We start from the raw sequence: 23,300 nt of genomic DNA on the forward strand, positions 1-23,300 counted from the left end.
CTAACAAAAGGCCACGGTAAAATCTCAATTATCCGCGATCAAAAACGAAGCTTCTCTAATCTACCTCAAAGGCGGTAATTTTGCCTCTTAATCCGGTCAGCGTATTAAGGTCTGACAAACGCCGCTGCAATGCCTCTTTCTGCAAATCGGGGCCTACAAAGACTTTTGTCAGGGTACCGGAACTGGTCTGAACCTTGCGATTGAAAGCCCGGTAACCACCATTTTCAAGCTTAGCCATCAACTCGGCCACGTTTTTTTCATGCCGAAAACTGCCCAGCTGAATAACCCAGCCCCCCTGCCCGGTCGCAAGCTCATCTTTAACGGGATAATCTCCTTGTCTGGCACTATCCGGATCGGCCGTTTGTTGAGGATCTCCCTCCTGAGATTCGGGCTGGTGCTGCGCAACGACTTGCTCACCGGCAGTGGGAGGATCATCCAGAGCAACCTCATCGACAATCTCTACTTTGCGACTGACCCTGCCAGCAACTTCGTCCCGGGGAAAGGAACCTGGTTCCTCAACCTCCATAGCATCAGGTCGTTCCGGTAGTTCCACAAAGGTATCCTGATGAGAGACCTTTTCGCCATCGAAAATGTCTGGCAGAAAAATCACCGCCAACGCGACCAGAATAACTGTCCCCACAAGCCGGTTCTGAAAGGCGGAACCGCCTCGCTGCGTTGTTTGTTCCTTACTATCGGTCATTCATCCGACTCCATTACTTCAGCCAGGGTCAGAAACGACCCGAATACCAGTATCATGTCATCTTCAGCGGCGTTAGATCGTGCCTGCTGATACGCTCTGCGCACACTCTTATAAGTCGATACATTGTGTTGCTCCACAAGACAACTGGCAAGTTTTTCAGCCTTAGCGGCACGGGGCCCACTCAAATCAGCCAGATACCACTGCGGATTAAAGTCCGTAAGCAGTTCAAGACAGCCCTGAATATCTTTGTCAGCCAGCATCCCTACTACCAGATGCAATCGCTTCCAGTTTCGTAGCTTGATCTGCTGACACAAAAAAGCCACGGCCTGTGGGTTATGGGCAACGTCTAACAGGACATCCGGTCTGCTGGCGAACAACTGACAGCGTCCCGGCAAACTGATCTGTGCCAATAGATGTGGCAGGTCAATATTATCTATCAGCCCGGTTAATTCAAGAACCTGAAGTGCTGTAGCCGCATTGGCAGGCGGAATTGCGGGTATTGAAGCCGTCAGCTTTACCCTTTTATCAGAGCACCATACAAACTCGCTGTTGTTAATCTGAAAAGAAAATTCCCGGCCCTGCCAAAACGCCCTTGCCGAAGCCGTGTCAACGGCATTGATAAGCGATTGAGGAGGGTCTGGTTCACCAATCACGACCGCACAACCCTGACGTAATATACCGGCCTTCTCTGCACCGATCTGTTCTCTGTCGGTACCCAGATAATCCTGATGATCCAGCCCTATGGTAGTAATCACAGCTATTCCGGCATCGAGGATATTGACCGCATCCAGTCTTCCCCCAAGACCCACTTCGAGAATCACATAGTCTGGCCGGGATTGCGCAATCAGCACCAGGGCTGCCAGTGTGCCAAACTCAAAATACGTCAGACTGATATCGCCTCTGGCCTGCTCTACCCGGGCAAAAGCCAGACAATGGTCTTGCTCACTGAGCAATGCATTATTAATTCTGACCCGTTCCCGATAATCCAGCAAATGCGGTGAACTGTACACAGCCGTTGATTTTCCGGCCAGTAACAGTCCCTGCTCTATCATGGCGCAGGTGGTGCCTTTGCCATTTGTTCCTGCCACCGTGATGATATGTGTTTGATTGAAATCCAGAGCCAGACGGTCGAAGACCAGACGGATGCGCTCCAGCCCCATATCAATAGAGGAAGGATGTATAGACTCAAGGTAAGTTAACCAGCCGCGAAGATCCTGCGGCTGATTCGGTGCTGATGGGCTCATGCTCAGTGATGCTGGTGATGCAGCTTGCTCAATACGCTATACAGTTTCTCGCGCATCTGGCGACGATCGACAATCATATCGATAGCCCCTTTTTCGAGCAGAAATTCACTACGCTGAAAGCCTGGAGGCAAGGTCTCACGTACCGTTTGCTCGATCACTCTGGGGCCGGCAAAACCGATCAGAGCCTTAGGTTCCGCCACATTAACGTCACCCAGCATGGCCAGACTGGCAGACACCCCGCCCATGGTTGGGTCTGTCAGTACTGAAATATAAGGCAAACCTTTTTCACTTAGCCTGGCTAATGCCGCACTGGTTTTCGCCATTTGCATCAGCGACAGCAATGCTTCCTGCATGCGGGCACCTCCACTGGTAGAAAAGCATACCAACGGCATATTATGTTCGATACAGCATTCCACCGCTTTGACAAACCGGGCTCCCACGACAGAAGCCATTGAACCGCCCATAAAGGCAAACTCAAAGGACGCCACCACTACGGGCATGCCATTGAGTTTTCCCTTGACCACTACCAGAGCGTCTTTTTCATTGGTGCTCTTCTGCGCCGCAGTGATTCTGTCTTTATACTTTTTGGAATCTCTGAATTTCAGTATATCCTGAGGTTCGAGTTCTGCTCCCAGCTCTTCACGTTCGCCCTGATCGAGAAAGCTATTGATACGGGCGCGTGCACTGATACGCATGTGGTTGTCACATTTGGGACACACTTCCAGCTGTCGCTCCAGCTCCTGACGATAAAGCGTAGCACCACACTGATTACATTGGGTCCAGACACCCTCCGGCACATTCGCTTTTCCGGATGACGACTGGGTACGAGGTAGTATTTTCTGAATCCAGCTCATGGAGACCCTTCAAATGCTGTAAAAAATTAAATTTAGCACTGATTACCCGGCGGCAGGTAGTTTTTGCTATATACAGACTGTACGCCAAATTGGCGCCATTAAAGCATAAATCCGCCGTAAACCGAAAAAAAACTGGTCTTAGCAGTCTTGCAGAAATAACGGACCAGGCGGCTGATCAGGCAACTCAAACGTTGCCGGATAAGTTACCTCAACAAGATATAAGCCATTTGGTTTGGCTGTCGCTGCCGCTTTTGACCTGTCTTTGCCCTCGAGCAACTGTCCCATCCATTCAACGGGTTTACGGGAGCTGCCGATTTCCAGCAGTGAACCTGTGATATTTCGCACCATGTGATGTAAAAAGGCATTCGCCTTGATTTCCAATATCACGTAATCTCCCTGACGCCAGATTTGTACATGACTGACACGACGAAACGGAGATTTAGACTGACAGATAGACGCTCTGAACGCACTAAAATCATGTTCACCGGATAAGCACTTTGCTGCTTGCTGCATCCTGTCAACGTCCAGCGGCCGGTGATAATGGGTTACTCCCTGACGCAGAATACCCGGCCGGTGGGCATGATTGTAAATAATATATCGGTATCGTCTGGCCGTGGCGGAAAAGCGGGCGTGAAAATCTTCTGTCACCTCCTGTGCCCATTTTACCGCAATATTATCCGGCAAATTGGCATTCATTCCCATTGTCCAGGCCCGTATCGGCCGCTCAGCGTCTACATCGAAGTGCACGACCTGACCAGTAGCATGCACGCCCGCGTCGGTGCGACCGGCACACTGTAATTCAATGGTTTCATCGGCAATCCGGCTCAGGGCCGTTTCCAGCTCCTGCTGAATACTGTTTACTTCCCGTTGCCGCTGCCAGCCATAATAACCGGAACCGTCGTACTCGACGCCTAAGGCAATGCGCATGCTGCTCTGCTTTGATATTCAATTTGCGTGGGATTATACCCAAAGCAGAAAAGGATGCGAGAGGCCGCTATTAAAGATTCACCACGCAGGCACGGAGAAAACAGAGCGTTTAAATGGTTAAACACTTTGACCTTTTTCGTGTTTTTCGTGGTCAAAAGCTTTTAAACAACTAAACTCACGAACTTAAAAATAGCCTCTCGCAGAGGCGCAAAGACGCAGAGAAATAAAGGGTTTGGGTTATAAAGCCCTCCGTCTCAGCGCCTCTGCGAGATCAAGTTTAATTTTAATGCCATAATTAACAGTAAAGACGAGGAGTTGTCGAATTTATTCAACAACTAACCTGGGGCAGTCCAATAAATTGGTATCTACAGGATATTGCTCTTTCTGTGTTCTCCGTGTCTCTGTGGTGAAATGCTCTTTTGGACTTTTTGCGGTTGGCAGTGAAGATAATTACAGCAGTTTATCCAGTATGCCTTTGGCTTCTTCCTGCTGCTCTTCATCGCCTTTTTCTGCAACTTGTTGCAGCAGCTCTACAGCAGATTCATTGTCATCCATTTCAAGATACGCACGGGCCAGGTCCAGTTTGGCTCCCATGCCGTTGTCATTGTCCACATCCACATTTCCCTCATCCTCATCGGCAGTGGCAGTGGCATAGCCGTCCATCGCTGCATCAAGATTCAGCGGCTTTTCCTCATTATCCTCTTCTTCGGCTTCTACACTCTCATTCAACAGTGCGTCAATATCCAGAAAATCATCTTCTGTATCGGCCAGAGGCTTAGGCTCTTCTGGTTCAGCCAGTTGCTCGTTCAGCAGAGTTTCAATATCGAGGTCTGATTCCTGATCGTCTTCCTGCTCCATGGACTCAAGCATTTCGTCGAAATCTGAAGACTCGAGTTCATCAAGCAACTCATCATCGCCTTGCTCTTTATCCTGTTTGCCCTGCTCGTGGTTTTCCAGCCAGTCCCCAAGATCAGGTAACTCATTAAGCTCTTTCTCCAGCTCATCATCGACCTGCTGCTTTTCTTGCTGATCACTGTTGCTGTCGTGCTGAGCTGTGTCGACATCAGAATCGGCTTCATCGGCAGCCGGCTTACCTGGGCTCTGATCCTGATCTGAGGATTGCTCAAGCCCATCAAATTCATCGACGGACTGCTCAGTCAACTCTTCCTGATTCTGCTCAAATTCCGCTTCGAGCATGGCGTCGAGTTCCTGCTGAGAAGCGTCACTGTCCTCATCAGCCTGATCGCCGTTGTCTGTTTCACTTTGCTGCTGTTTATCAGCTCCGGCCTGCTCAGTCTTCTCAACAGGTTCCTGCTCCTTCACCACATCATCTGGCTTTGACGCAGCATCTTGGCTGTCACTTTTTTCCTCAGACTGAAGATCGGCCTCGTCTTGCTCTTCACCTGCATCATCGATACTGCCCTCAGCCACAAGTTCATCGAGAAGCTCATCACTCAGATCATCCTGAGCATCCGAAGAGGCCGAATCATCCTCGACATTCTCCCCTTCCAGCTCTTCAAGCAGTTCATCGGAAATGCTATCCTGAGGATCGCTATCTTCCTGCTGCTGCGGGGCTTGATCTTCTTCATCCAGTTCTTCGATCAACTCGTCAGAAAGCTCATCCTGCATTGTATCGGCTTGCTCGAGCTCACCCAGCAGATCATCGGTAAGCTGATCCAACTGCTGATTTTTTGCTGTGATTTCCTGATCCAGTTCACCCACCAGCTCATCACTGAGTTGCTCAGACTTATCCAGCTTATCAACAAAATCCTCAGGCTCATCTGTCTGTTTTGACACGGGCTCATCGAGCAACTCATCAATGCTGATTTCCGGTTTTTCATCTTCATCGCCACTGACGTTGCCCGCATCAAGGTCAGCCTCTTCCTCTGCTGGCTCAGCATCGTCCTGACTTTCGGATTGAGTTTGCCCGCTTTGGGCAGAGGCGTCTTCCTCATCATCATCCAGCTCTGAAAGATCAATGGCATCCTCATCGCTGTCCTCAGCAAACAAGTCGTCAAGTTCATCCTGTTTCAGAGCGTCCTGGTCATCCGTCTCGTCTTCCCTGGCGTCTTGTTGTTCCTTATCTTCAGGCACCAGCATTTCATCAGATAAGTCGTCGAAGTTTTCTAATTCATCTTCCAGTGCCGCATCCAGCGACTCTTCCAACTCATCAGTAAGAACATCATCAAGTAGCTCCTCGCCAAACAGATCATCATCATCGTCTTGTTCAGGCTCGTCAAAATCATCTGACATCTCGTCGGTCAGGGCATCGGAGAGGTCATCCATTTCATTGTCTTGTGCAGCAGGTGCCGGAGTTTCCACCTTTTTCACTTCAGCAGGCTCTGAGGCCGGAGCTGACTGTCGGCGTCTTAGCCACATAAACAAGCCGCCGAGTAATAACAGTGACGGGATGACCCCCGCAGTTATTTTCAGTGCTGTATGCTCATACCAGGCCTGTTGTTGTTCCCGCGCCTGTTGCTGCTCAGATCGTGCCAACAGCTCATTCTGCAGAGCCAGTAACTGGCCCATTTGCTGCTGTATTTCCCCTTCCTGCCCTATACGGTTGCGCAGCTCTTCAATATCCTCATTGACCGCATCCAGGCGTCCATATACCCGCTCGTTGTCATCCAGCAAGGCCTGCACAGATTCAATTGAGGCTGAAATTTGCCGCCTGAGCTGCTCAAATTCATTTCGGTTTTGCTGGTCCAGGTTGGTAAGTTTCGCTTCCAGCGCCTGTCGGGCAGCAGATAAATCATCAGTACTGGCGACCTGTTTGGCCGGCTTTATCGTACTCCCTGCTCCCGCACTACCTCTGGCATCACGCCAGCGTCGCTCATCATCTTCTGCGCGACGTTGTGCCTCGGCGGGATCAAATCGTTGGATATAGGCTTCGCTGGGTAGTTTAAGCATTGAACCATCAACCATAAGATTGAGATTTTGTTGCTCAAATGCGCCGGGATTCAATTCGTAGATAGCAGCCATCACCTGATAGATACTCAGATCATTATTCTGGCGATAACGGCGGGCGATACTCCAGAGCGTATCACTGGATTCAATGGGGCCATATTCCACTCCGGAGTATTGCCGGGTTGAATCTTTGGGCCCTTTTATCTGGACCTGTTGAAAATCTGAAGCCCACAGGATGCTAGACGACAAGTAACATGCCAAACCTACTATCAGCAATTGTCGCATTCTCATAGATGTCCTTGTCGCCCCGGAAAAAGAAAATCAAACCTGTCACCAGGCTTGTCAGTTATAAATTTATATAAGTAAGCCAGTACCGAATACTTCTTCTGTGGATTCTGACATTCCCCTGACTATCTCACAATACCCAGCAAATAGCGTTCCAACAGGAACTATAAACCAGATGGTTTAGCTGATCCATAAAGCCAAGGGTATTGATTAGTTAAAATCCTGTTATCCAGCATATCGGCCATTATAAGTTTTCATTGAACGGCTGACATAAAAAAGCCCGGCATTCGCCGGGCTGATTGTGAGTTGTACTGATCACATATAATCGCGAATCAATACTTCAGCAATCTGGACACTGTTCGTAGCGGCTCCTTTGCGTACATTGTCCGATACCACCCACAAGTTAATGCCGTTGGGGTGTGACAGATCGCGGCGGACCCGCCCAACAAAAACCTCGTCTTTACCGCTGGCATTGCCCACCTGGGTAGGGAAATCAGCAGGCTCGCGCATCAGCACAATTCCGGGGGAATTCTCCAGCAGGTTTTTAACCTCTTCAATATCAATAGGCTGGCGGGTTTCCAGATGGATGGCTTCACCATGACCATAGAACACTGGCACCCGGACAGCAGTGGCATTTACACGAATCCCCTCATCACCCATAATCTTCTGGGTTTCCCAGTGCATCTTCATTTCTTCTTTGGTGTAGTCATTATCCATAAATACATCAATCTGCGGAATCGCATTAAAAGCAATCTGGCGACTGAAGGCACTGGGCGTAATTTCTTTAGAACTTAGCAAGTCGGCTGTTTGGCGTGCCAACTCTTCCATCGCCGTTTTTCCGGCACCAGAGACAGACTGATAAGTGGACACATTAATACGGTCAATTCCTACGGCGTCCTGAATCGGCTTCAGTGCCACCAGCATCTGAATAGTCGAGCAGTTAGGATTTGCGATAATATTGCGATTACGAAAATCCGCCAGGGCGTGGGCATTCACCTCAGGCACAACCAGCGGAATATCCGGCTCATACCGATACTGAGAGGTATTGTCGATCACCACACAACCGGCTTCAGCTGCCAGAGGCGCATATTTCGCAGAAACACTGCCACCAGCAGAAAAAAAGCCAAGCTGTACCTGCGACCAGTCAAAGGTCTCAGCATCCTGTACCTGCACATCTTTGCCCTTGAAACTCACCGTACCACCGGCAGAGCGCGCACTCGCCAGAGGATACAGTGTATTGATTGGAAAATCTCTTTGTTCAAGAATTTCAATCATATGTTGGCCAACCAAACCAGTGGCACCTAAAACGGCAACATCAAAAGCACGGGACATGCGGGTCATTCTCCTTTTGCGGGGTTAACAGAAAATCCGAGGCCTAAGATTGCCTTTGTCATCGATGAATTTCCAGTGCTAACTGAAGCTGAAGCAAATTCTCTTCTTATAGCATAGTGCTTGCGGGTATATTCAAACTGCTCTGATGAGTCAACGTTTGCCCGGAAATGGGCGTCATCGCGACGAATATCGTAAACGGAAAATACCAGTCCACTCAGCGCCTGTTGAGATGCCAGCGTAGTGTCCGGTGTCAGTTCAGCCACATCAGGCGATGGCAGAAAGTCAGCCAGTTTATGCGCCACCGGTTTATTCAGCAACATCGCCAGATGTTGATAAAGCATTTCTGTACCCCGGGCTTTCCCCTCAAGCGTATGGCCTGCGATATGTGCGGTAGCGAGTTGGGTATAAGGTACCAGTTCAGTGCAGATATCCGGTTCATGTTCCCACACATCCATCACCAGCATCGGAAAAGATCCGTCTCGACACAGTTCCAGCAATGCCCGGTTATTAATCACTTCCCCACGGCAGGCGTTGATCAGTACCTGTTGCGGATCAAGACTGGCCAGCAAAGGCTCATCAAACAGATGCATAGTTGGAAATGGGTCTGATTCAATAAGCGGCACATGCAAACTGATAATGTCACAGGCCATAATATCTGGCATGCCCACAAAGTCTCTGGGATCATCAGACTCAGCCAGCGGCGGATCACATAACAGATATTCGATCCCCAACGCTTCCAGTTTGCCGCTAAGTGCCGTGCCCACGTTGCCCGCACCGACAATACCGACAGTTTTCTCGCTGAGTTCCCAGTTCTGCTCATCAGCCAGCGAAAACAAAGCACTGACAACATATTCAGCTACTGCCAACGCATTGCACCCCGGGGCTGCACACCAGGGCAGCTCACGAATTGTCAGATATGCCGTATCCAGGTGATTAAAACCCGCGGTGCCGGTGCCTACAAACTGCAATTGTTTACACTCGCCAATCAGAGACTGATTGACCTGCGTTGTTGAGCGCACCAGCAAAATATCGGCATCCTGAATGTCATCAGGTTTCACGGTTCGCCCGCTAAACAGACGCACTTCCCCCCAGTCACAGAAAAACTCTCTGGCATAGAGCAGGCTGTCTTCGCAGTAAATATTCATTTCAGTTTTATTTGGGAAATAGGGCGGCGTATTTTGCCTTATATGTACTACGCAGGCAAAGTCATTATCAGGGGAGTTGGCGTTGCCGGGCAGATAATGCCCGGCAAGATTTTTCCTGGCTTAACTAAGCGTTGGCACTGCGGCTATGTCTGGAAGTATTGCGGCCACGACCATTGCCAGCATAAGGACTGTTGCCGTTGCCACGGCCGGAACTGGCTCTGCCACCATTTCGGTTACGCCCCTGATTGCCGCGAGAGCGGGTTACCTCGGGCTCTGGTTTGGCATTAGGATCGGGTTCAAAGCCGGCTACCACTTCTCTGGGGAGCTGACGTTTAAGCAGACGCTCAATGTCCCGGATCAATTTGTTTTCATCCAGACTCAGCAGAGACACGGCCTTACCTTCATTCCCGGCACGACCGGTACGACCAATACGGTGCACATAATCTTCCGGCACATTAGGCAGTTCATAGTTCACCACATGAGGTAACTGATCGATATCCAGTCCTCTGGCAGCAATATCTGTAGCCACCAGTACGCGCACTTTGCCGGATTTAAAGTCGGCCAATGCCCGGGTGCGGGCGCCCTGACTCTTATTGCCATGAATAGCTGCCGAACTGAGACCATCTTTGTCCAGTTGCTGAGCCAGGCGATTGGCCCCGTGTTTGGTACGGGTAAACACCAGCACCTGCTGCCAGTTTTCAGAGCCGATCAAATAAGATAACAGTTTGCGCTTATTACCTTTGTCCACCGGGTGAATAACCTGTTCCACCGTTTCCGATGCGGTATTACGACGTGCCACTTCGATCAATACCGGTTTATTTAGCAAACCGTCAGAAAGACGTTTAATTTCATCAGAAAAGGTGGCCGAAAACAGCAGGTTCTGACGTGCTTTGGGCAACAGGGCCAGCACCTTTTTAATATCATGAATAAAGCCCATATCGAGCATACGATCCGCTTCATCCAGAACCAGAATTTCTACTTTTGACAAGTCCAGCGTTTTCTGGCTCACATGATCAAGTAGTCTGCCCGGTGTAGCCACCAGAATGTCCACACCGCGACGCAGCGCAGATATTTGCGGATTAATGCTGACACCACCAAAGATAACGGCACTTCTCAGTGGCAGATTCTTACCATAGGCGCGCACACTCTCACTGACCTGAGCGGCAAGTTCACGGGTTGGAGTTAAAACCAGCGCCCGCACAGGGCGATGTCCGCCTTTAGGCGCAGTTTCGCTCAGTCGATGCAGTAATGGCAGGGTAAATCCGGCGGTTTTACCGGTACCGGTTTGCGCGCCAGCCAGCACATCGACACCTTTGAGTATTTCAGGAATGGCTTTAGCCTGAATAGGCGTAGGCTGGGTATAACCTTGTTCGGAAACGGCACGCAAAAGTTCAGCCGAAAGGCCGAGTTCGTTAAATAGCATTGAGATAATATCCTTGACCTGCCTGTTCATGTCTGTGACATGGATACGGTCCGAGGCAGGAGATTCAGGTGTCTGCGGGAAAGATTCACAAGACAGGAGTGCCGACCGAAGGGCACCCAAAAATGAGCGCGTACTCTAGCAGATAAACCCTGAACTGTCTATGTTCCTGCTACAACAACAGAAAATGGCAGCACGCAGAAATGATATTCCTGCCCATTTAATGCTCCCGAACACTGGCCCGCGTTATATAGCAACCGGGCTCATTACCGGCTCTTGTCCCCCCTGACTTAACTGGTGAGCCATGGTTGTGCCCCCTGCGGTGCCACTGCAGATCACTCATGCTCGAACCATGGATCATGATCGCCAACCGGCCGTTGCTCCGGCGGATGAATTCAGCAAGTTGCTTATCGCTCAGAGGTTTGCCCTGACTGCGAAACTGCATGGAAATAGCCAGCGGATTATTGCTGGCATGCAAGTAATCTCCGAGCACCCCGTTTAATGCCGACAGCAGCACATCACGGCGCGGCGAAGATTCCGTCTCTTTCAGCACACCTGCAAGCGCAATCAGAGGTACATCCAGGCCATTACCGACCCACCGGGTAATGTTGCGAACACTTCTATACACCCCGCCCGTGATACCCCGGGCGCGGATGTGACCGGGCCTGCCAGATATTCTGCCGCCACTGAGAATGGTTTGGTGCATCGCCTCCACGATATCGGTGATGCCTGTAACCGCATCCACCGTTAACTGTTTAGCACCCTGAATATCAGCGGAGTGACAACCATACACTTTGGACATACTGACTCGGGGAAAGAGTTCGGTACACTCACTATAGCTGATAGCACTACTTACCCGTTAACAACTTTACTCTGTCGCATTATTTAACGGGCCCGCCGGGCGTCATACCCTTTCAGGCCAATCGACAGTATTGACCACCAATAACAGGGGCGGTCTGAATACCTGGCATTTCAATTCATGTTGGGATAAACGGCAAAGCTGTTGCCGGCTCGTTAAGGCTCTTTCGCATAAAGGGTATTGCTATATCGCTGGCAGGCACAGCGTTGCTAAAAACGTATCCGGGTTCACAAAAAACAGAATAAAAAAGGATAATCAGATATACAAACAGCAAGACAGCACTGCCATCGCTGGTTTGGCGATGGCAGAGGTCAGAAACGAATAGTTACTTCTCGAAGCGGCGCATTACCAGCGTAGCATTGGTGCCACCAAAGCCAAAGCTGTTAGACATTACCGTGTTTATACGGGCATCTTTGGCCTGAGTCACAATATCCAGCCCTGCTGCTTTTTCATCCAGGTTCTGCACATTTACCGAAGGCGCAATAAAACCATTTTCCATCATTAACATACTGTAAATAGCTTCATGCACACCTGCAGCACCCAGCGCATGGCCGGTCATCGCCTTAGTGGCGCTTATGGCCGGCGATTTTCCGCCGAAAACCTGCTGAATCGCTTCCAGCTCTTTGACATCGCCCACTGGCGTAGAAGTACCGTGGGTATTGAGATAATCGATCTTATCCTCAACCCCTTCCATGGCTTGTTGCATACAGCGCACAGCCCCTTCACCAGACGGAGCAACCATATCATAGCCATCCGACGTAGCGCCGTAGCCAATAATTTCAGCATAGATCTTAGCACCACGGGCAAGAGCATGTTCCAGCTCCTCGACAATCACCATGCCGCCGCCACCAGAGATCACAAAACCGTCACGATCGGCATCATAGGTTCTCGACGCTTTATCCGGAGAATCGTTATAACGAGTCGACAAGGCGCCCATTCCGTCGAATTGCATGGCCAGGGTCCAGTCCACTTCTTCACCGCCACCGGCAAAGACCATATCCTGTTTGCCAAGCTGGATCTGCTCCAGCGCATGACCAATACAATGAGCACTGGTGGCGCAGGCAGAAGAAATAGAATAATTAATGCCTTTGATCTTAAACGGAGTTGCCAGACACGCCGATACGGTGCTGCTCATGGTACGTGGCACCATATACGGCCCTACCCGTTTAACACCTTTGGCACGAAGGACGTCTGCCGCTTCCACCTGATTTTTCGATGATGCGCCACCAGAGCCGGCCACCAGCCCGGTACGCACATTAGACACCAGCTCTTCGCCAATGCCGGCATCCTCGATGGCCTGTTGCATAGCAATATAAGAATAGGCTGCCGCCTCGCCCATAAAGCGTAATGCTTTACGATCGATATGTTCTTTTACATCCAGTTCAATATTTCCCCATACCTGGCTGCGCAAGCCCATATCGGCAAACTGCTGGGAGTAGCGAATACCGCTTTTTCCCTCGCGCAGGGACTGCAGAACCTGATCTTTGTCGTTACCAATACTGGAAACAATCCCCAGTCCTGTAATCACCGCTCTTTTCATGCTTTCACCTTAGCGTTTAAAAAATTGCCCTTATGGTAATGATTTTGGCGTGCAAAGTGGTCTGCTCTTTCAATCATAGTGACTTCAGAATCAGACCTGCATCGTTGCCTTTATCATTCCGTGTTCAACTACTATAAAATACGCCCTTTGACGCACAATTGTCAGCCTAAATGACCATTAAAAACGCACAAATTAGTTATAACGACAACGGAACCCCGGTGGCAGAGGCCTTTGGTGATGTCTACTTTTCCGACTATAACGGCCTGGAAGAAACTCAATATGTGTTTCTGCTCCAAAATGACATGCCCGGACGCTTTCGTCTGTTACAGGATGATGACGATTTTACTGTATTGGAAACCGGTTTTGGCACCGGGCTGAACTTTCTTACCTGCTGGCAGGCTCTGGATGGCTTGCGTCACCAGCAACAACGGGGCCCCGGGCGCTTACACTTTATCTCAACAGAGAAATACCCGCTATCCAGACACGACCTGCAACAGGCCCTGGCGCAATGGCCGCAACTTGCACGATTCAGCCAGCAATTAACTGAGCATTATCCGGACCTCACTCCCGGCTGCCATCGTTTGGTTTTTAACACCGGGGAGTACCAGCTGATACTGGATTTGCATTTCGGTGATATTGAAGACGTATTACCGGATATGTACTGCCCCGAAACCGGGTTGGCCGACGCCTGGTTTTTAGATGGTTTCGCCCCGAGCAAGAACCCGGACATGTGGACAGACAAGCTGTATCGGCAGATGGTGCGTCTGGCTAAACCAGGATGTACTTTCGCCACATTTACCGCAGCAGGAGCCGTACGACGAGGTCTGCAACAAGCTGGATTTGACGTCAGAAAATGCCCTGGCTTTGGCCGTAAACGAGATATGCTCGCAGGCAGATTGAACCACAAGCCAGCACCGGATATTTTCAAGCCCTGGTATCAGCGCAGAGCTTTTCAGACACAGGAAATAGCCGTGGTAGGTGGTGGCCTGGCAGGAGCCAACCTTTGTTATGCATTGTGTCACCAGGGCTATCGGGTTTCCCTGTATACCGAGCGTCTCGCCGGCGACGCCTCAGGTAATCCGCAAGGGGGCTTTTATCCGCAGTTGCATACCGAGGGTAATATCAGTAGCCATTTTATGGCTCAGGCTTTTGGCTATGCACAGCGGCTCTACCGATACCTGGCCAAAACCGATGATTTTGCCCATCAGTTTTGTGGTGTGCTACAGCTAGGGTTTAACCCTAAAGAGCAAGCCAGGCTGGAGAAGCTGGCAGCCAGACACCATTGGCCAGACTCATTAATTCGCCCGGTCAGCGCCAGTGAAGCCAGCGATATCGCCGGCCTGCCTATAACTTATCCAGGACTCTTTATACCCAAAGGTGGCTGGATTAACCCCCAGGGTCTGATTCAGACATTACTTAAAGCCTGTGGCAATAAACTGCAGATACATACTGAAAAGCGACTGAATTCTGTAACCCGGCAAAAAGGCCAGTGGTATTTGCAGTGGCAGGACTGCACCGGAAACCAGTCAGAGTGCGTGGTACTGGCCACCGGAGCCCAAAGTATCACCAACAATCTGTTGTCAGAGCTTCCTCTGCGACCTGTGCGGGGCCAGGTGGAAGCGGTTCCTTCTCAGCCTCCCCTTGATGAACTGAAGACCGTACTATGCCATAAAGGTTATCTGACACCGGCCTTGAATGGTCATCATGCATTGGGCTCCACCTATGTAAAAAATGACCTGAATACGGATTACCGGGAGGAAGAAAAGCGGCAAAACCTGAATACACATTACAAAGCCCTGAGTGAGTGTGACTGGATACAACAGCTCACTGGCATACAACATGGCAGGGCATCTATACGATTGAGTACACCGGATCATCTTCCGATCATGGGCGCGATAGCGGATTTCAATGCTCAGCGTCAATCTTATGCCGAACTGCGCAAGGGGCATAAAGATAGCAGATATCCACCGCCTGAAGATTTACCAGGCTTGTTTGTTTTTTGTGGACTGGGATCCAGGGGGTTGTGCACTGCACCAATATTGGCAGAGGCTCTGGCTTGCCAGCTCAGCGGCAAGCCGATGCCGCTGGATAGCCGCACATTGGCCGCATTAAACCCTAATCGTTTTTTAATCCGGGAGCTGATACGCCAGCCTGGGTAGGCTCATGTGGCGGAAAGAAATGCGTCAAACAGTTTAACGATCATTTTTCTGCCAGCTTATCCCCGGTGACAGATAAAGGTAACGCAGCTATTCTCCCTGTCTCAGCTTCACACCATCTGTTAATTGCTGATCAGAAGGCAGTAATGCATCAACCACATAAAAGGGAATCAACGACTGTGCGCTGGCCACTACAGCTTTAGATTGCATTCCAAGAATACGGGCATTCACCAGGTAGCCTCCCTGATGTTTAGACAGCGTTCCGGTCAGCACATATTCCAGTGGAGCTTTTTCTTTCAGCTCAAGGTAATCCCGCGACAGAATAAAATCTCCCTGTTCCGTGACGCGAATAAACTCCGTAGATTTGTAATCGATCACCGGAATACGAAATTTATGCAATTCATGAATAAAAGACTCAGCCAGTTGATAACCAAGCAGATTGGTTTGCTGCAGGTCACTGTCCAGTAACGCAAAGTGCGTAATACCCACCGGCGTTGTATCTGACAGATACTCCATATTTGAAATCAAATCCTGGGTCATATTTTGTACATAGGCACCAATATGTTTAACCAATGGCTTACTTTGATAGAGTGCCCCCCGGTTGGCATAACCTCCACCACTGATGGCACCGAAGGGGTCCAGACCTGGCTGACTTTCGCGTACAAAAAGAGACGATGAAGGATCCTTATCGACACTGCGGGTCATTTCCGGCCCCTGATAGGTGCGAATATTAACCTGCTGACCCTGTTCGGAAGTCGGCGTATTCGTCTGTTGTGCCGACTGAGTTTGATCTAACCAGCTTGCGCAACCTGATAGCAGCACAGTGACGGAAAAAAGGACTGTAATTCTGTTCATCATATTACTCCGGTGCATCCTGGCGGTATAACATCCCATTGCGGGTTGTGACGTTTTGCTCACGCCAGAACAAATTTTCAGGGAAGAACTTGGTCGCTGCGGCTACCACAGCCTTGCTGTCCACCTGAATAATCCGGGCGTTTACAATGGCCCCGGACGCCTGTTCCACTATGGTGCCACTGATGTAAAAATCGACCCGTTGAGTGGAAGATAAATGCTCAACATTACGCGACAACACTCTGTCCGCCTGTTGCTCTACAATTATATCGTTGGTGACCTTAAAATCCTGAGGCTTATAACCACGCCGACTGGCTTCGGTGATCATACCCTGCTCAAGCTGATGCCCCAACAACATCAATGGATGCTGCTGACGAGGTTGGTATTTAAGTCCCGCAACGGGTACAAAGGTCGCCACAGCATAACTAAAGTTGTGGGCTGCAGCATATTTGGATTCAAAATTTTCAAACAACTCTTGTGCAAGCTCAAAGGTATGCAGTTCAATGTTTCCCAGCTCATCAATCTGCCGGGGAGGGACTTTTGCGCTGCAGGCCACCAGGGCAAGCGCCGCAATAAGACAACCAAAGTGTTTCATAACGCAGGTTCCGACTAAAAGTTTAGTTCGGTGTGAACACTGCAATAAATGCACCAATTCGACTGGTAAGCGACAAAACAACCTTCGTTGACTATTCTCCTTGCCCGCCCGGTTTTTTATTGGTAATGGTAGAACAATGTCACAATAAGGAACTTCACCATGCCGGACAACAATCAGCGTTTTATCAGCCGTCTTACCCGTGACACCTACGCCTTGATTCTGGCCGGAGGTAAGGGCTCGCGACTTCACGAGTTAACGGAATGGCGAGCCAAACCTTCGGTGCACTTCGGCGGCAAGTTCCGGATAATCGATTTTCCCTTGTCTAACTGCATCAACTCCGGGATTAAAAAAATTGGCGTCGCAACTCAGTACAAAGCACATTCGTTAATCAAACATCTGATGCGTGGCTGGTCACACCTGAATACGAATATGGGTGAATTTGTCGATGTTTTGCCGGCCTCTCAACGTACGTCGGAAGCCTGGTATGAAGGCACCGCTGACGCCATTTTTCAGAATCTTGATATTATCCGCGCCCAGGCGCCTAAATACATTCTGGTACTCTCCGGTGACCATGTCTACAAAATGGATTATGGTGAAATGCTCGCCTATCACGTGGAATCCGGTGCAGATATGACCGTTTCCTGCATGGAGGTGCCGGTAGAAGAAGCGGCTGGCGCTTTTGGGGTAATGACAGTGGATGAGCAATTCCGTATACGCCGTTTTGATGAAAAGCCCGCTCATCCGACACCATTACCCCATGATCCGACGCAAACACTGGCGTCCATGGGAAATTATGTATTTAACACCGAATTTCTTATTGAGCAACTGGTGCGTGATGCCAAGGATCCGAATTCAGAACATGATTTTGGCAAGAATATTATTCCCGCCATTATCGAGAGTTGTCAGGTACATGCCTTCCCGTTCAGAGATACAACGGGCAAACGCGCGTATTGGCGTGATGTGGGTACGCTGGATTCCTTCTGGGAAGCCAATATGGAGCTTATCTCCGTGGTACCCGAGCTCAATCTGTATGATGATAACTGGCCGATTATGACCTATCAGGTACAACAACCTCCTGCCAAATTTGTGATCAACGAGGCCGAGCGGGTGGGTATGGCTACCGATTCAATGGTCTCTGGTGGCTGTGTCATCTCCGGTGCACGGTTGAACCGCTCATTGCTGTTTTCCGATGTCAATGTGCACTCATATTCGCTGGTAGAAGATTCAGTCATCCTGCCAGAGGCTGATATTGGCCGGCATTGTCATATCCGCAAAGCAATCATCGACCGCGGCACGCATATCCCGCCTAACACGCAGGTGGGGGTTAACAAAGAAGAGGACCTGGCCCGGGGCTTCAGAGTTACAGAAAAAGGCGTCACGCTGGTTACCGCAGAGATGCTGGGGCAACAACTACATCAGATACCCATTTAAGGTATTGAGACAAACAGGAACGGTCAGTGCCGGATTTAACCGGCTACACCGGAACCTTATTTGTCAGACAGGCGCTGCCACAAAGTGATCACCTGCTGCTGGTCATCGGGTTCCAGTTCACTGTTATCAAAGGCCTTTTGCAGACTTTGTCGTATTGCCTGATCCAGCGCTTCGGTATTGTAAATTCCCATGTTCAATGCCCGGGATACCATCAAATCAAAGTGGCCATTCAGATAACTGGAAATAAATAACTCCTGCTCTGACCCCTGTGCGATGGTTTGATGAAAATGTTGTTCAATCTCTTCAATATGTTGCACAAACTGTTCTTCTGTCATTACTGCTTTCCTGCTTATTCCTTCTCTGTGTTGCTTATTGTGGTATCTGCACTGGATAGAGCACCTGATCGTGATAACCGGTGATCACCTGCATCAGGCCACAAAGCGCCTCGTCCAGAAGATGATCCCCGGTATCCGTAATCAGTGGTCGGCCATTGAGTGCATTCAGTTTTGATTTCGTCGCCACCAGTAAAATGTTTTCTTTACCAATGGCCCTTATCACTTCGCTGCTGAGTTGTTGATTGCCCCGACCAAATATATGACCCTGCCCGCCGATCAGGGTGATGATCAGCCTCGCTGGCTTGCCTTTTATAGCTTCCAACAGCTGCTCAGCAGTAGCGTCACTCAGCAACAGTTGTTGGTGTTGCACCAGATCCACCCCCAACAGTGTATTCTCCAGGCCCATGGACTCCATCACCGCTGCCACCGTAGAACCCGACCCCATCAAATAGATTTCATCGTCCATCTGCTCAATAACATGGGCAGCAATATCATCTAACACCAGTTCTTCTGATTCACGACCGCCCATTTTTACTGCCTGTACGTACTGTAGCTCAGCGGGTACCTGCATCTCACCAAAACGCCTGGCTTTAACTACGCCCTGGCGGAACCCCTGTTCATCGATATCCATTACTTCAGCCTGATGCAAGCTGACCAGCTCACCTTTAACCAGCTTTTCCACCACCCGACCGGCAGCTTTAGGGGTTACGCAATACACCCCTGAATGGATTTTACAACCGGCCGGGATCCCCAGTACCGGAAGGCTCTCATCCACGACTGCACAGATGTTGCGCGCGGTACCATCACCACCAGCAAACAACAACAGATCCACGTTGTGTTTTAGCAATTCACGGGCTGTATGCTCAGTATCCTCCGCTTCTGTCTGTGCAGGAGGCCGATAACAAACTTCGGTATCAAACCCCATCTGTCGCGACAGGTCTTCGCCCATCTCGCCGGCAGCTGTAATAATTTTCATCTGTGACTGATAAGGCTTTAATAACTCCAACGCCTGCGCTGTGCGCTCAGGAGCCAGTTGTCTGGCGCCCATGTCCAGAGCTTTTTGTCTGATTTCAGGGCCATCACTGCCTTTTAAAGCCAACGCCCCGCCAATACCGGCATAAGGATTAATGATCAATCCAAGCTTAAACATCGTTACTGACCTCAGAGATAAAATTCGCAGGACTGAGGGCCGGAGTATCATACAAGCCCTGCAACGCAGTAATAAACTGACCAGCCCGTTTTGGAAAACCCCGCTCCAGATACACCAAAACCTGAGCCCGAACCTTGTTGCCAAATGCCACCCTGTCGGGCTCCACCCCGTTAAGATTATCCGTGCTCACTCTGAAACCTTTGGCTGAGGCCACACAAAACGCCCATTCGATTGCCTGTGGTTTTACCTCTGCGCGCTCAAATGCAGCCTGCTGCTCTGCAGTGCGACCATCAGGGCAATACCAGTATCCGTAATCTTCGAGCAAGCGTCTGTCGCGGCCGGCAATACACCAGTGGGCAATTTCATGCAGGGCACTGGCATAAAACCCATGGGCAAAAACAATACGATGATATGAAACTCTCTCATCAGCCGGCAGATAAACAGGCTCATCATCACCTTTCAGTAGTCTGGTGTTATGGCTGGCGGCAAACTGGCCGTCAAAAAGGCGGATAAGATCCTGATAACGATGTTTTACTGCCAAGCCCTGCCCTTATTTCTTGTCTGATTCTGTCACATCAGCGACACCCATCACCGCATAGCTGATGAGGCCCTTTGTGCCCGGTGGTTCAGCTCAGAGACGGTGGATGAAGTACAAAAACGGCTATTGTAACCGCCGCAATATCGGGTCTCAATCTGAAGCGGGTAATACCGGTGTCGGACTGGATACATCAGCATTCTGGCCGCGATGACGAAGGAAATGATCCATCAAAACCAGAGCCAGCATAGCCTCAGCAATCGGCACGGCCCTGATCCCCACGCAGGGATCATGACGGCCCTTGGTAACCACTTCTGCGCTGTGACCATGGATATCCACCGATTCACCGGGCACACTGATACTGGATGTGGGTTTTAAAGCCAGATGGGCAACAATATCCTGACCACTGGAAATACCGCCCAGCACACCACCACTGCGGTTCGATTTGAATCCCCGGGGGGTCATAGCGTCGCGGTGTTCACTGCCTTTTTGATTAACCACGGCAAAACCATCACCGATTTCCACCCCTTTGACCGCATTGATACCCATCATTGCATGGGCAATATCCGCATCCAGGCGATCAAATACGGGTTCACCGAGGCCTACCGGCACAGCACTGGCCCTTACTGATACTTTTGCGCCGATGGAGTCGCCGGTTTTCTTCAGTTCACGCATGTAGGCGTCTAATTCGTCGAGCTTTGCCGCATCGGCACAGAAAAAAGGATTGTCATTAACAATCGACAGATCTTTAGCTGCTAGCTCGATGGGGCCTAACTGGGACAAATAACCATGAATCTCTATCCCCAGACGATCTTTAAGATATTTCTTGGCGATGGCACCGGCAGCTACCCGAATTGCTGTTTCCCGTGCACTGGAGCGGCCGCCGCCACGGTAATCCCGCAAACCATATTTTTGCTGGTAGGTGTAATCGGCGTGACCAGGGCGAAAGATGTCCTTAATTTTAGAGTAGTCTTTGGAACGCTGATCGGTATTTTCAATCAGCAGACCAATTGAGGTTCCGGTCGTTTTGCCCTCAAATACTCCTGAGAGTATCTTCACTTCATCGGCTTCCCGCCTTGCTGTGGTATACCTTGAGGTACCCGGTTTACGTCTGTCCAGGTCGGTCTGTAAATCAGCTTCGCTGATTTCCAGCCCGGGCGGGCAACCGTCTACCACTCCGCCGATGGCAATACCGTGACTTTCACCAAATGTGGTGATCGTAAAGAGCTTTCCAAAATGATTACCGGCCATAATTCCCGTCTATTAACTGATTAAGAGATTACTTTACATTATTGCTATTTAACCAGGCTTTGAGCTCCTGATTACTGATGGCAAAAATACCATGCCCACCTTGTTCGAAATCGATCCATACCAGCGGCAGATCCGGATACTGTTGTTGCACATGTACCATTGAATTTCCCACCTCCACAAACAGCCAGCCACGCTCACTAAGAAAGTCCGGCCCCTGTCTGAGCAGAGTGTGTACCAGATCCAAACCGTCATCACCGGCGGCCAGCCCTAACTGAGGTTCATGATGAAATTCCTCAGGCAGATCCGCCATGTCGTCTGCATCCACGTAAGGCGGATTGGCAATGATCAGGTCATAACACTGGCCACTTAAGTTCTCAAACAAATCAGACTGTATAGGAAAAACCCGATCGTTGAGTTCGTGATCCTGAATATTGATCTCCGCCACAGCCAGCGCATCCGGGCTGATATCAACGGCATCCACCTCGGCGTCTATATAAGCATTCGCCGCAGCTATAGCGATACAGCCACTGCCGGTACACATGTCTAATATGGTGTCAGGTTCAAAATCCAGATAAGGGGCAAAATGGCCTTGAATCAACTCGGCAAAGGGCGAACGTGGCACAAGCACCCTCTCATCCACATAAAAAGGCAAACCGGCAAACCAGCTTTGATGAGTCAGGTAGGCCAGTGGCACCCGCTCGTTAACACGACGCCGGGCGAGACTGACGATCTGTGTCTTTTCGTTCTGTGTCAGTCGCGCAGCGAACAACTCCTGCGGACTGTCATGGGGCAGATGCAGGCTTTGCAATACCAGGCTGACCGACTCGTCCCATGGATTGTCAGTACCATGGCCATAATACAATCCGGCCTGATTAAACTGACTGGCGCACCAGCGCATCAGATCCAGCAGGGTGCGCAGATCCCGCACTGCCTGCTCTGTCTCATCATGTTCTGTCATGCTTTGCATTCAAGTTCCCGAGAGTTTGTTATCATAGGCGCAAGTTTACCCGATACGAATACCTAAACACAGAATATATGGCCAGTTCAGTGGTAATTCAGAAACTCGTTTGCACGACGGTGGCTTGCAAATGCGTTCAGGCAACAACACATCAAAGCAACGCCCCACAGGGGTTGTTGAATTCCACTTTGTGCACGCCCCCTGCATATACCGTGTTCAGGTCCTGATCATCATGCCGAAAAAGTCCCCCCTGGCTGATGACGATATCACCCTGTTCCGCCAGCATATTGGTAAGGTGAAGCCCATAAAGCAGGACAAAATACAGCCTCTGCCACCGGCCAGCAAGAAGAAAACCCAAGAGGTTAGATCAAATAGGACTAACCAGCATGGGCCTGAGCAACGGGCTGCCCGTCAGGCGGCCGCCAGCTTTCAGTTCTCAGATGGTTTTGAAGCCTGGTTCGACCCCAATTTACCGGTGAAATATGTCAGACCCGGGGTCGACAATCATGAAGTTAAACGGCTGCGCCGGGGAGACTACCCACCCGATCTGATCCTCGACCTCCATGGACTGAAACGGGAAGAGGCCAAACTGGAAATTTCAGCCCTTTTGTATTCTGCACGCAAACAGCACTGCAGTTGTGTCTGTATTGTACATGGTCTGGGCGGCCATGTGCTTAAACGCCATGTGCCGAACTGGCTGATGCAGCATCCTGACGTGCTGGCATTTCATCAGGCCACTCTGGAGTGGGGCGGCAATGGTGCTCTGCTGGTGTTATTGCACAGTCACTGATTCCAACAACAGTCTTTGGGAGCGACAACCAGTC

At 50.2% G+C, this 23,300-nt stretch carries 20 protein-coding genes; 3 read left to right on the plus strand and 17 right to left on the minus strand.

Going from position 1 to position 23,300, the window contains the following annotated elements:
- Window positions 1–55: 55 nt before the first annotated feature.
- The 10 genes from CDA54_RS10490 to fabB all read right to left on the minus strand — a co-directional run bounded on the left by CDA54_RS10490 (window position 56) and on the right by fabB (window position 13,213).
- On the minus strand, window positions 56–700 hold the full coding sequence (locus CDA54_RS10490) for an SPOR domain-containing protein (RefSeq protein WP_099034960.1): 645 nt from the start codon (window positions 698–700) through the stop codon (window positions 56–58).
- Entirely contained in the window at window positions 697–1,944 is a 1,248-nt protein-coding gene (gene folC, locus CDA54_RS10495; protein ID WP_099034961.1) for a bifunctional tetrahydrofolate synthase/dihydrofolate synthase, read from the minus strand. Before folC ends, CDA54_RS10490 begins: the two co-directional genes overlap by 4 nt.
- Before the next feature lie 2 nt (window positions 1,945–1,946).
- A complete protein-coding gene (accD, locus tag CDA54_RS10500) occupies window positions 1,947–2,798 on the minus strand; it encodes an acetyl-CoA carboxylase, carboxyltransferase subunit beta (protein ID WP_099034962.1) in 852 nt (283 codons plus the stop codon).
- Between the two features lie 138 nt (window positions 2,799–2,936).
- Window positions 2,937–3,725: a tRNA pseudouridine(38-40) synthase TruA gene (truA, locus tag CDA54_RS10505; RefSeq protein WP_099034963.1), complete on the minus strand. Its 789-nt coding sequence runs from the start codon at window positions 3,723–3,725 to the stop codon at window positions 2,937–2,939.
- A 450-nt stretch (window positions 3,726–4,175) separates the two neighbouring features.
- The gene (locus CDA54_RS10510) at window positions 4,176–6,923 is read right to left on the minus strand and encodes a FimV/HubP family polar landmark protein (RefSeq protein ID WP_099034964.1); all 2,748 of its coding nucleotides are present in this window, start codon (window positions 6,921–6,923) and stop codon (window positions 4,176–4,178) included.
- A gap of 309 nt (window positions 6,924–7,232) precedes the next feature.
- Entirely contained in the window at window positions 7,233–8,249 is a 1,017-nt protein-coding gene (locus tag CDA54_RS10515) for an aspartate-semialdehyde dehydrogenase (protein ID WP_099035012.1), read from the minus strand.
- 5 nt (window positions 8,250–8,254) lie between these two features.
- Entirely contained in the window at window positions 8,255–9,394 is a 1,140-nt protein-coding gene (locus CDA54_RS10520; protein ID WP_099034965.1) for a 4-phosphoerythronate dehydrogenase, read from the minus strand.
- A gap of 124 nt (window positions 9,395–9,518) precedes the next feature.
- Window positions 9,519–10,817, minus strand: a complete 1,299-nt coding sequence (locus CDA54_RS10525; protein WP_099034966.1) for a DEAD/DEAH box helicase — start codon at window positions 10,815–10,817, stop codon at window positions 9,519–9,521.
- 217 nt (window positions 10,818–11,034) lie between these two features.
- A complete protein-coding gene (locus CDA54_RS10530) occupies window positions 11,035–11,616 on the minus strand; it encodes a hypothetical protein (protein WP_099034967.1) in 582 nt (193 codons plus the stop codon).
- 382 nt (window positions 11,617–11,998) lie between these two features.
- A complete protein-coding gene (gene fabB / locus CDA54_RS10540) occupies window positions 11,999–13,213 on the minus strand; it encodes a beta-ketoacyl-ACP synthase I (RefSeq protein ID WP_099034969.1) in 1,215 nt (404 codons plus the stop codon).
- Between the two features lie 170 nt (window positions 13,214–13,383).
- Between fabB and mnmC the strand changes: the two genes are divergently transcribed.
- A complete protein-coding gene (gene mnmC / locus CDA54_RS10545; protein WP_099034970.1) occupies window positions 13,384–15,372 on the plus strand; it encodes a bifunctional tRNA (5-methylaminomethyl-2-thiouridine)(34)-methyltransferase MnmC2/FAD-dependent 5-carboxymethylaminomethyl-2-thiouridine(34) oxidoreductase MnmC1 in 1,989 nt (662 codons plus the stop codon).
- A gap of 87 nt (window positions 15,373–15,459) precedes the next feature.
- Here the strand turns inward: mnmC and CDA54_RS10550 are convergent, their stop codons facing one another.
- Together CDA54_RS10550 and CDA54_RS10555 are read right to left on the minus strand one after the other, a co-directional pair.
- Complete coding sequence (locus CDA54_RS10550; protein ID WP_099035013.1) at window positions 15,460–16,224, minus strand: FlgO family outer membrane protein; 765 nt, start codon at window positions 16,222–16,224, stop codon at window positions 15,460–15,462.
- Between the two features lie 4 nt (window positions 16,225–16,228).
- Window positions 16,229–16,816 carry a FlgO family outer membrane protein gene (locus tag CDA54_RS10555; protein ID WP_099034971.1) on the minus strand — a complete coding sequence of 196 codons (588 nt, stop codon included), beginning with the start codon at window positions 16,814–16,816 and terminating at the stop codon, window positions 16,229–16,231.
- 159 nt (window positions 16,817–16,975) lie between these two features.
- Between CDA54_RS10555 and glgC the strand changes: the two genes are divergently transcribed.
- Window positions 16,976–18,247, plus strand: coding sequence for a glucose-1-phosphate adenylyltransferase (glgC, locus tag CDA54_RS10560; RefSeq protein ID WP_099034972.1), 1,272 nt, complete (start codon window positions 16,976–16,978; stop codon window positions 18,245–18,247).
- 56 nt (window positions 18,248–18,303) lie between these two features.
- On the opposite strand, the gene CDA54_RS10565 is transcribed toward glgC, so the two are convergent.
- The 5 genes from CDA54_RS10565 to prmB form a co-directional block, all read right to left on the minus strand.
- Window positions 18,304–18,582 carry a YfcL family protein gene (locus CDA54_RS10565; RefSeq protein WP_099034973.1) on the minus strand — a complete coding sequence of 93 codons (279 nt, stop codon included), beginning with the start codon at window positions 18,580–18,582 and terminating at the stop codon, window positions 18,304–18,306.
- A 34-nt stretch (window positions 18,583–18,616) separates the two neighbouring features.
- A complete protein-coding gene (locus CDA54_RS10570) occupies window positions 18,617–19,732 on the minus strand; it encodes an ATP-NAD kinase family protein (protein WP_099034974.1) in 1,116 nt (371 codons plus the stop codon).
- A complete protein-coding gene (locus CDA54_RS10575) occupies window positions 19,725–20,273 on the minus strand; it encodes an elongation factor P hydroxylase (protein ID WP_099034975.1) in 549 nt (182 codons plus the stop codon). Before CDA54_RS10575 ends, CDA54_RS10570 begins: the two co-directional genes overlap by 8 nt.
- A 147-nt stretch (window positions 20,274–20,420) precedes the next feature.
- Window positions 20,421–21,518 (minus strand): chorismate synthase, encoded by a 1,098-nt coding sequence (gene aroC / locus CDA54_RS10580; protein ID WP_099034976.1) that lies wholly within the window; start codon window positions 21,516–21,518, stop codon window positions 20,421–20,423.
- A gap of 28 nt (window positions 21,519–21,546) precedes the next feature.
- Entirely contained in the window at window positions 21,547–22,476 is a 930-nt protein-coding gene (gene prmB, locus CDA54_RS10585; RefSeq protein ID WP_373286090.1) for a 50S ribosomal protein L3 N(5)-glutamine methyltransferase, read from the minus strand.
- A 232-nt stretch (window positions 22,477–22,708) separates the two neighbouring features.
- Here prmB and smrB point away from each other — a divergent pair, with 232 nt between their 5' ends.
- Window positions 22,709–23,266, plus strand: coding sequence for an endonuclease SmrB (gene smrB / locus CDA54_RS10590; protein ID WP_099035014.1), 558 nt, complete (start codon window positions 22,709–22,711; stop codon window positions 23,264–23,266).
- Window positions 23,267–23,300: the final 34 nt, after the last annotated feature.

It is taken from the genome of Lacimicrobium alkaliphilum, from assembly GCF_002591895.1.
GTDB classification, from domain to species: domain Bacteria; phylum Pseudomonadota; class Gammaproteobacteria; order Enterobacterales; family Alteromonadaceae; genus Lacimicrobium; species Lacimicrobium alkaliphilum.

What these genes read in the sequence shown, in the direction of transcription:
- CDA54_RS10490 (WP_099034960.1), bottom strand. Translation starts at nt 700, where the DNA reads ATGACCGATAGTAAGGAACAAACAACGCAGCGAGGCGGTTCCGCCTTT.
- folC (WP_099034961.1), bottom strand. Translation starts at nt 1,944, where the DNA reads ATGAGCCCATCAGCACCGAATCAGCCGCAGGATCTTCGCGGCTGGTTA.
- accD (WP_099034962.1), bottom strand. Translation starts at nt 2,798, where the DNA reads ATGAGCTGGATTCAGAAAATACTACCTCGTACCCAGTCGTCATCCGGA.
- truA (WP_099034963.1), bottom strand. Translation starts at nt 3,725, where the DNA reads ATGCGCATTGCCTTAGGCGTCGAGTACGACGGTTCCGGTTATTATGGC.
- CDA54_RS10510 (WP_099034964.1), bottom strand. Translation starts at nt 6,923, where the DNA reads ATGAGAATGCGACAATTGCTGATAGTAGGTTTGGCATGTTACTTGTCG.
- CDA54_RS10515 (WP_099035012.1), bottom strand. Translation starts at nt 8,249, where the DNA reads ATGTCCCGTGCTTTTGATGTTGCCGTTTTAGGTGCCACTGGTTTGGTT.
- CDA54_RS10520 (WP_099034965.1), bottom strand. Translation starts at nt 9,394, where the DNA reads ATGAATATTTACTGCGAAGACAGCCTGCTCTATGCCAGAGAGTTTTTC.
- CDA54_RS10525 (WP_099034966.1), bottom strand. Translation starts at nt 10,817, where the DNA reads ATGCTATTTAACGAACTCGGCCTTTCGGCTGAACTTTTGCGTGCCGTT.
- CDA54_RS10530 (WP_099034967.1), bottom strand. Translation starts at nt 11,616, where the DNA reads ATGTCCAAAGTGTATGGTTGTCACTCCGCTGATATTCAGGGTGCTAAA.
- fabB (WP_099034969.1), bottom strand. Translation starts at nt 13,213, where the DNA reads ATGAAAAGAGCGGTGATTACAGGACTGGGGATTGTTTCCAGTATTGGT.
- mnmC (WP_099034970.1), top strand. Translation starts at nt 13,384, where the DNA reads ATGACCATTAAAAACGCACAAATTAGTTATAACGACAACGGAACCCCG.
- CDA54_RS10550 (WP_099035013.1), bottom strand. Translation starts at nt 16,224, where the DNA reads ATGAACAGAATTACAGTCCTTTTTTCCGTCACTGTGCTGCTATCAGGT.
- CDA54_RS10555 (WP_099034971.1), bottom strand. Translation starts at nt 16,816, where the DNA reads ATGAAACACTTTGGTTGTCTTATTGCGGCGCTTGCCCTGGTGGCCTGC.
- glgC (WP_099034972.1), top strand. Translation starts at nt 16,976, where the DNA reads ATGCCGGACAACAATCAGCGTTTTATCAGCCGTCTTACCCGTGACACC.
- CDA54_RS10565 (WP_099034973.1), bottom strand. Translation starts at nt 18,582, where the DNA reads ATGACAGAAGAACAGTTTGTGCAACATATTGAAGAGATTGAACAACAT.
- CDA54_RS10570 (WP_099034974.1), bottom strand. Translation starts at nt 19,732, where the DNA reads ATGTTTAAGCTTGGATTGATCATTAATCCTTATGCCGGTATTGGCGGG.
- aroC (WP_099034976.1), bottom strand. Translation starts at nt 21,518, where the DNA reads ATGGCCGGTAATCATTTTGGAAAGCTCTTTACGATCACCACATTTGGT.
- prmB (WP_373286090.1), bottom strand. Translation starts at nt 22,476, where the DNA reads ATGACAGAACATGATGAGACAGAGCAGGCAGTGCGGGATCTGCGCACC.
- smrB (WP_099035014.1), top strand. Translation starts at nt 22,709, where the DNA reads ATGCCGAAAAAGTCCCCCCTGGCTGATGACGATATCACCCTGTTCCGC.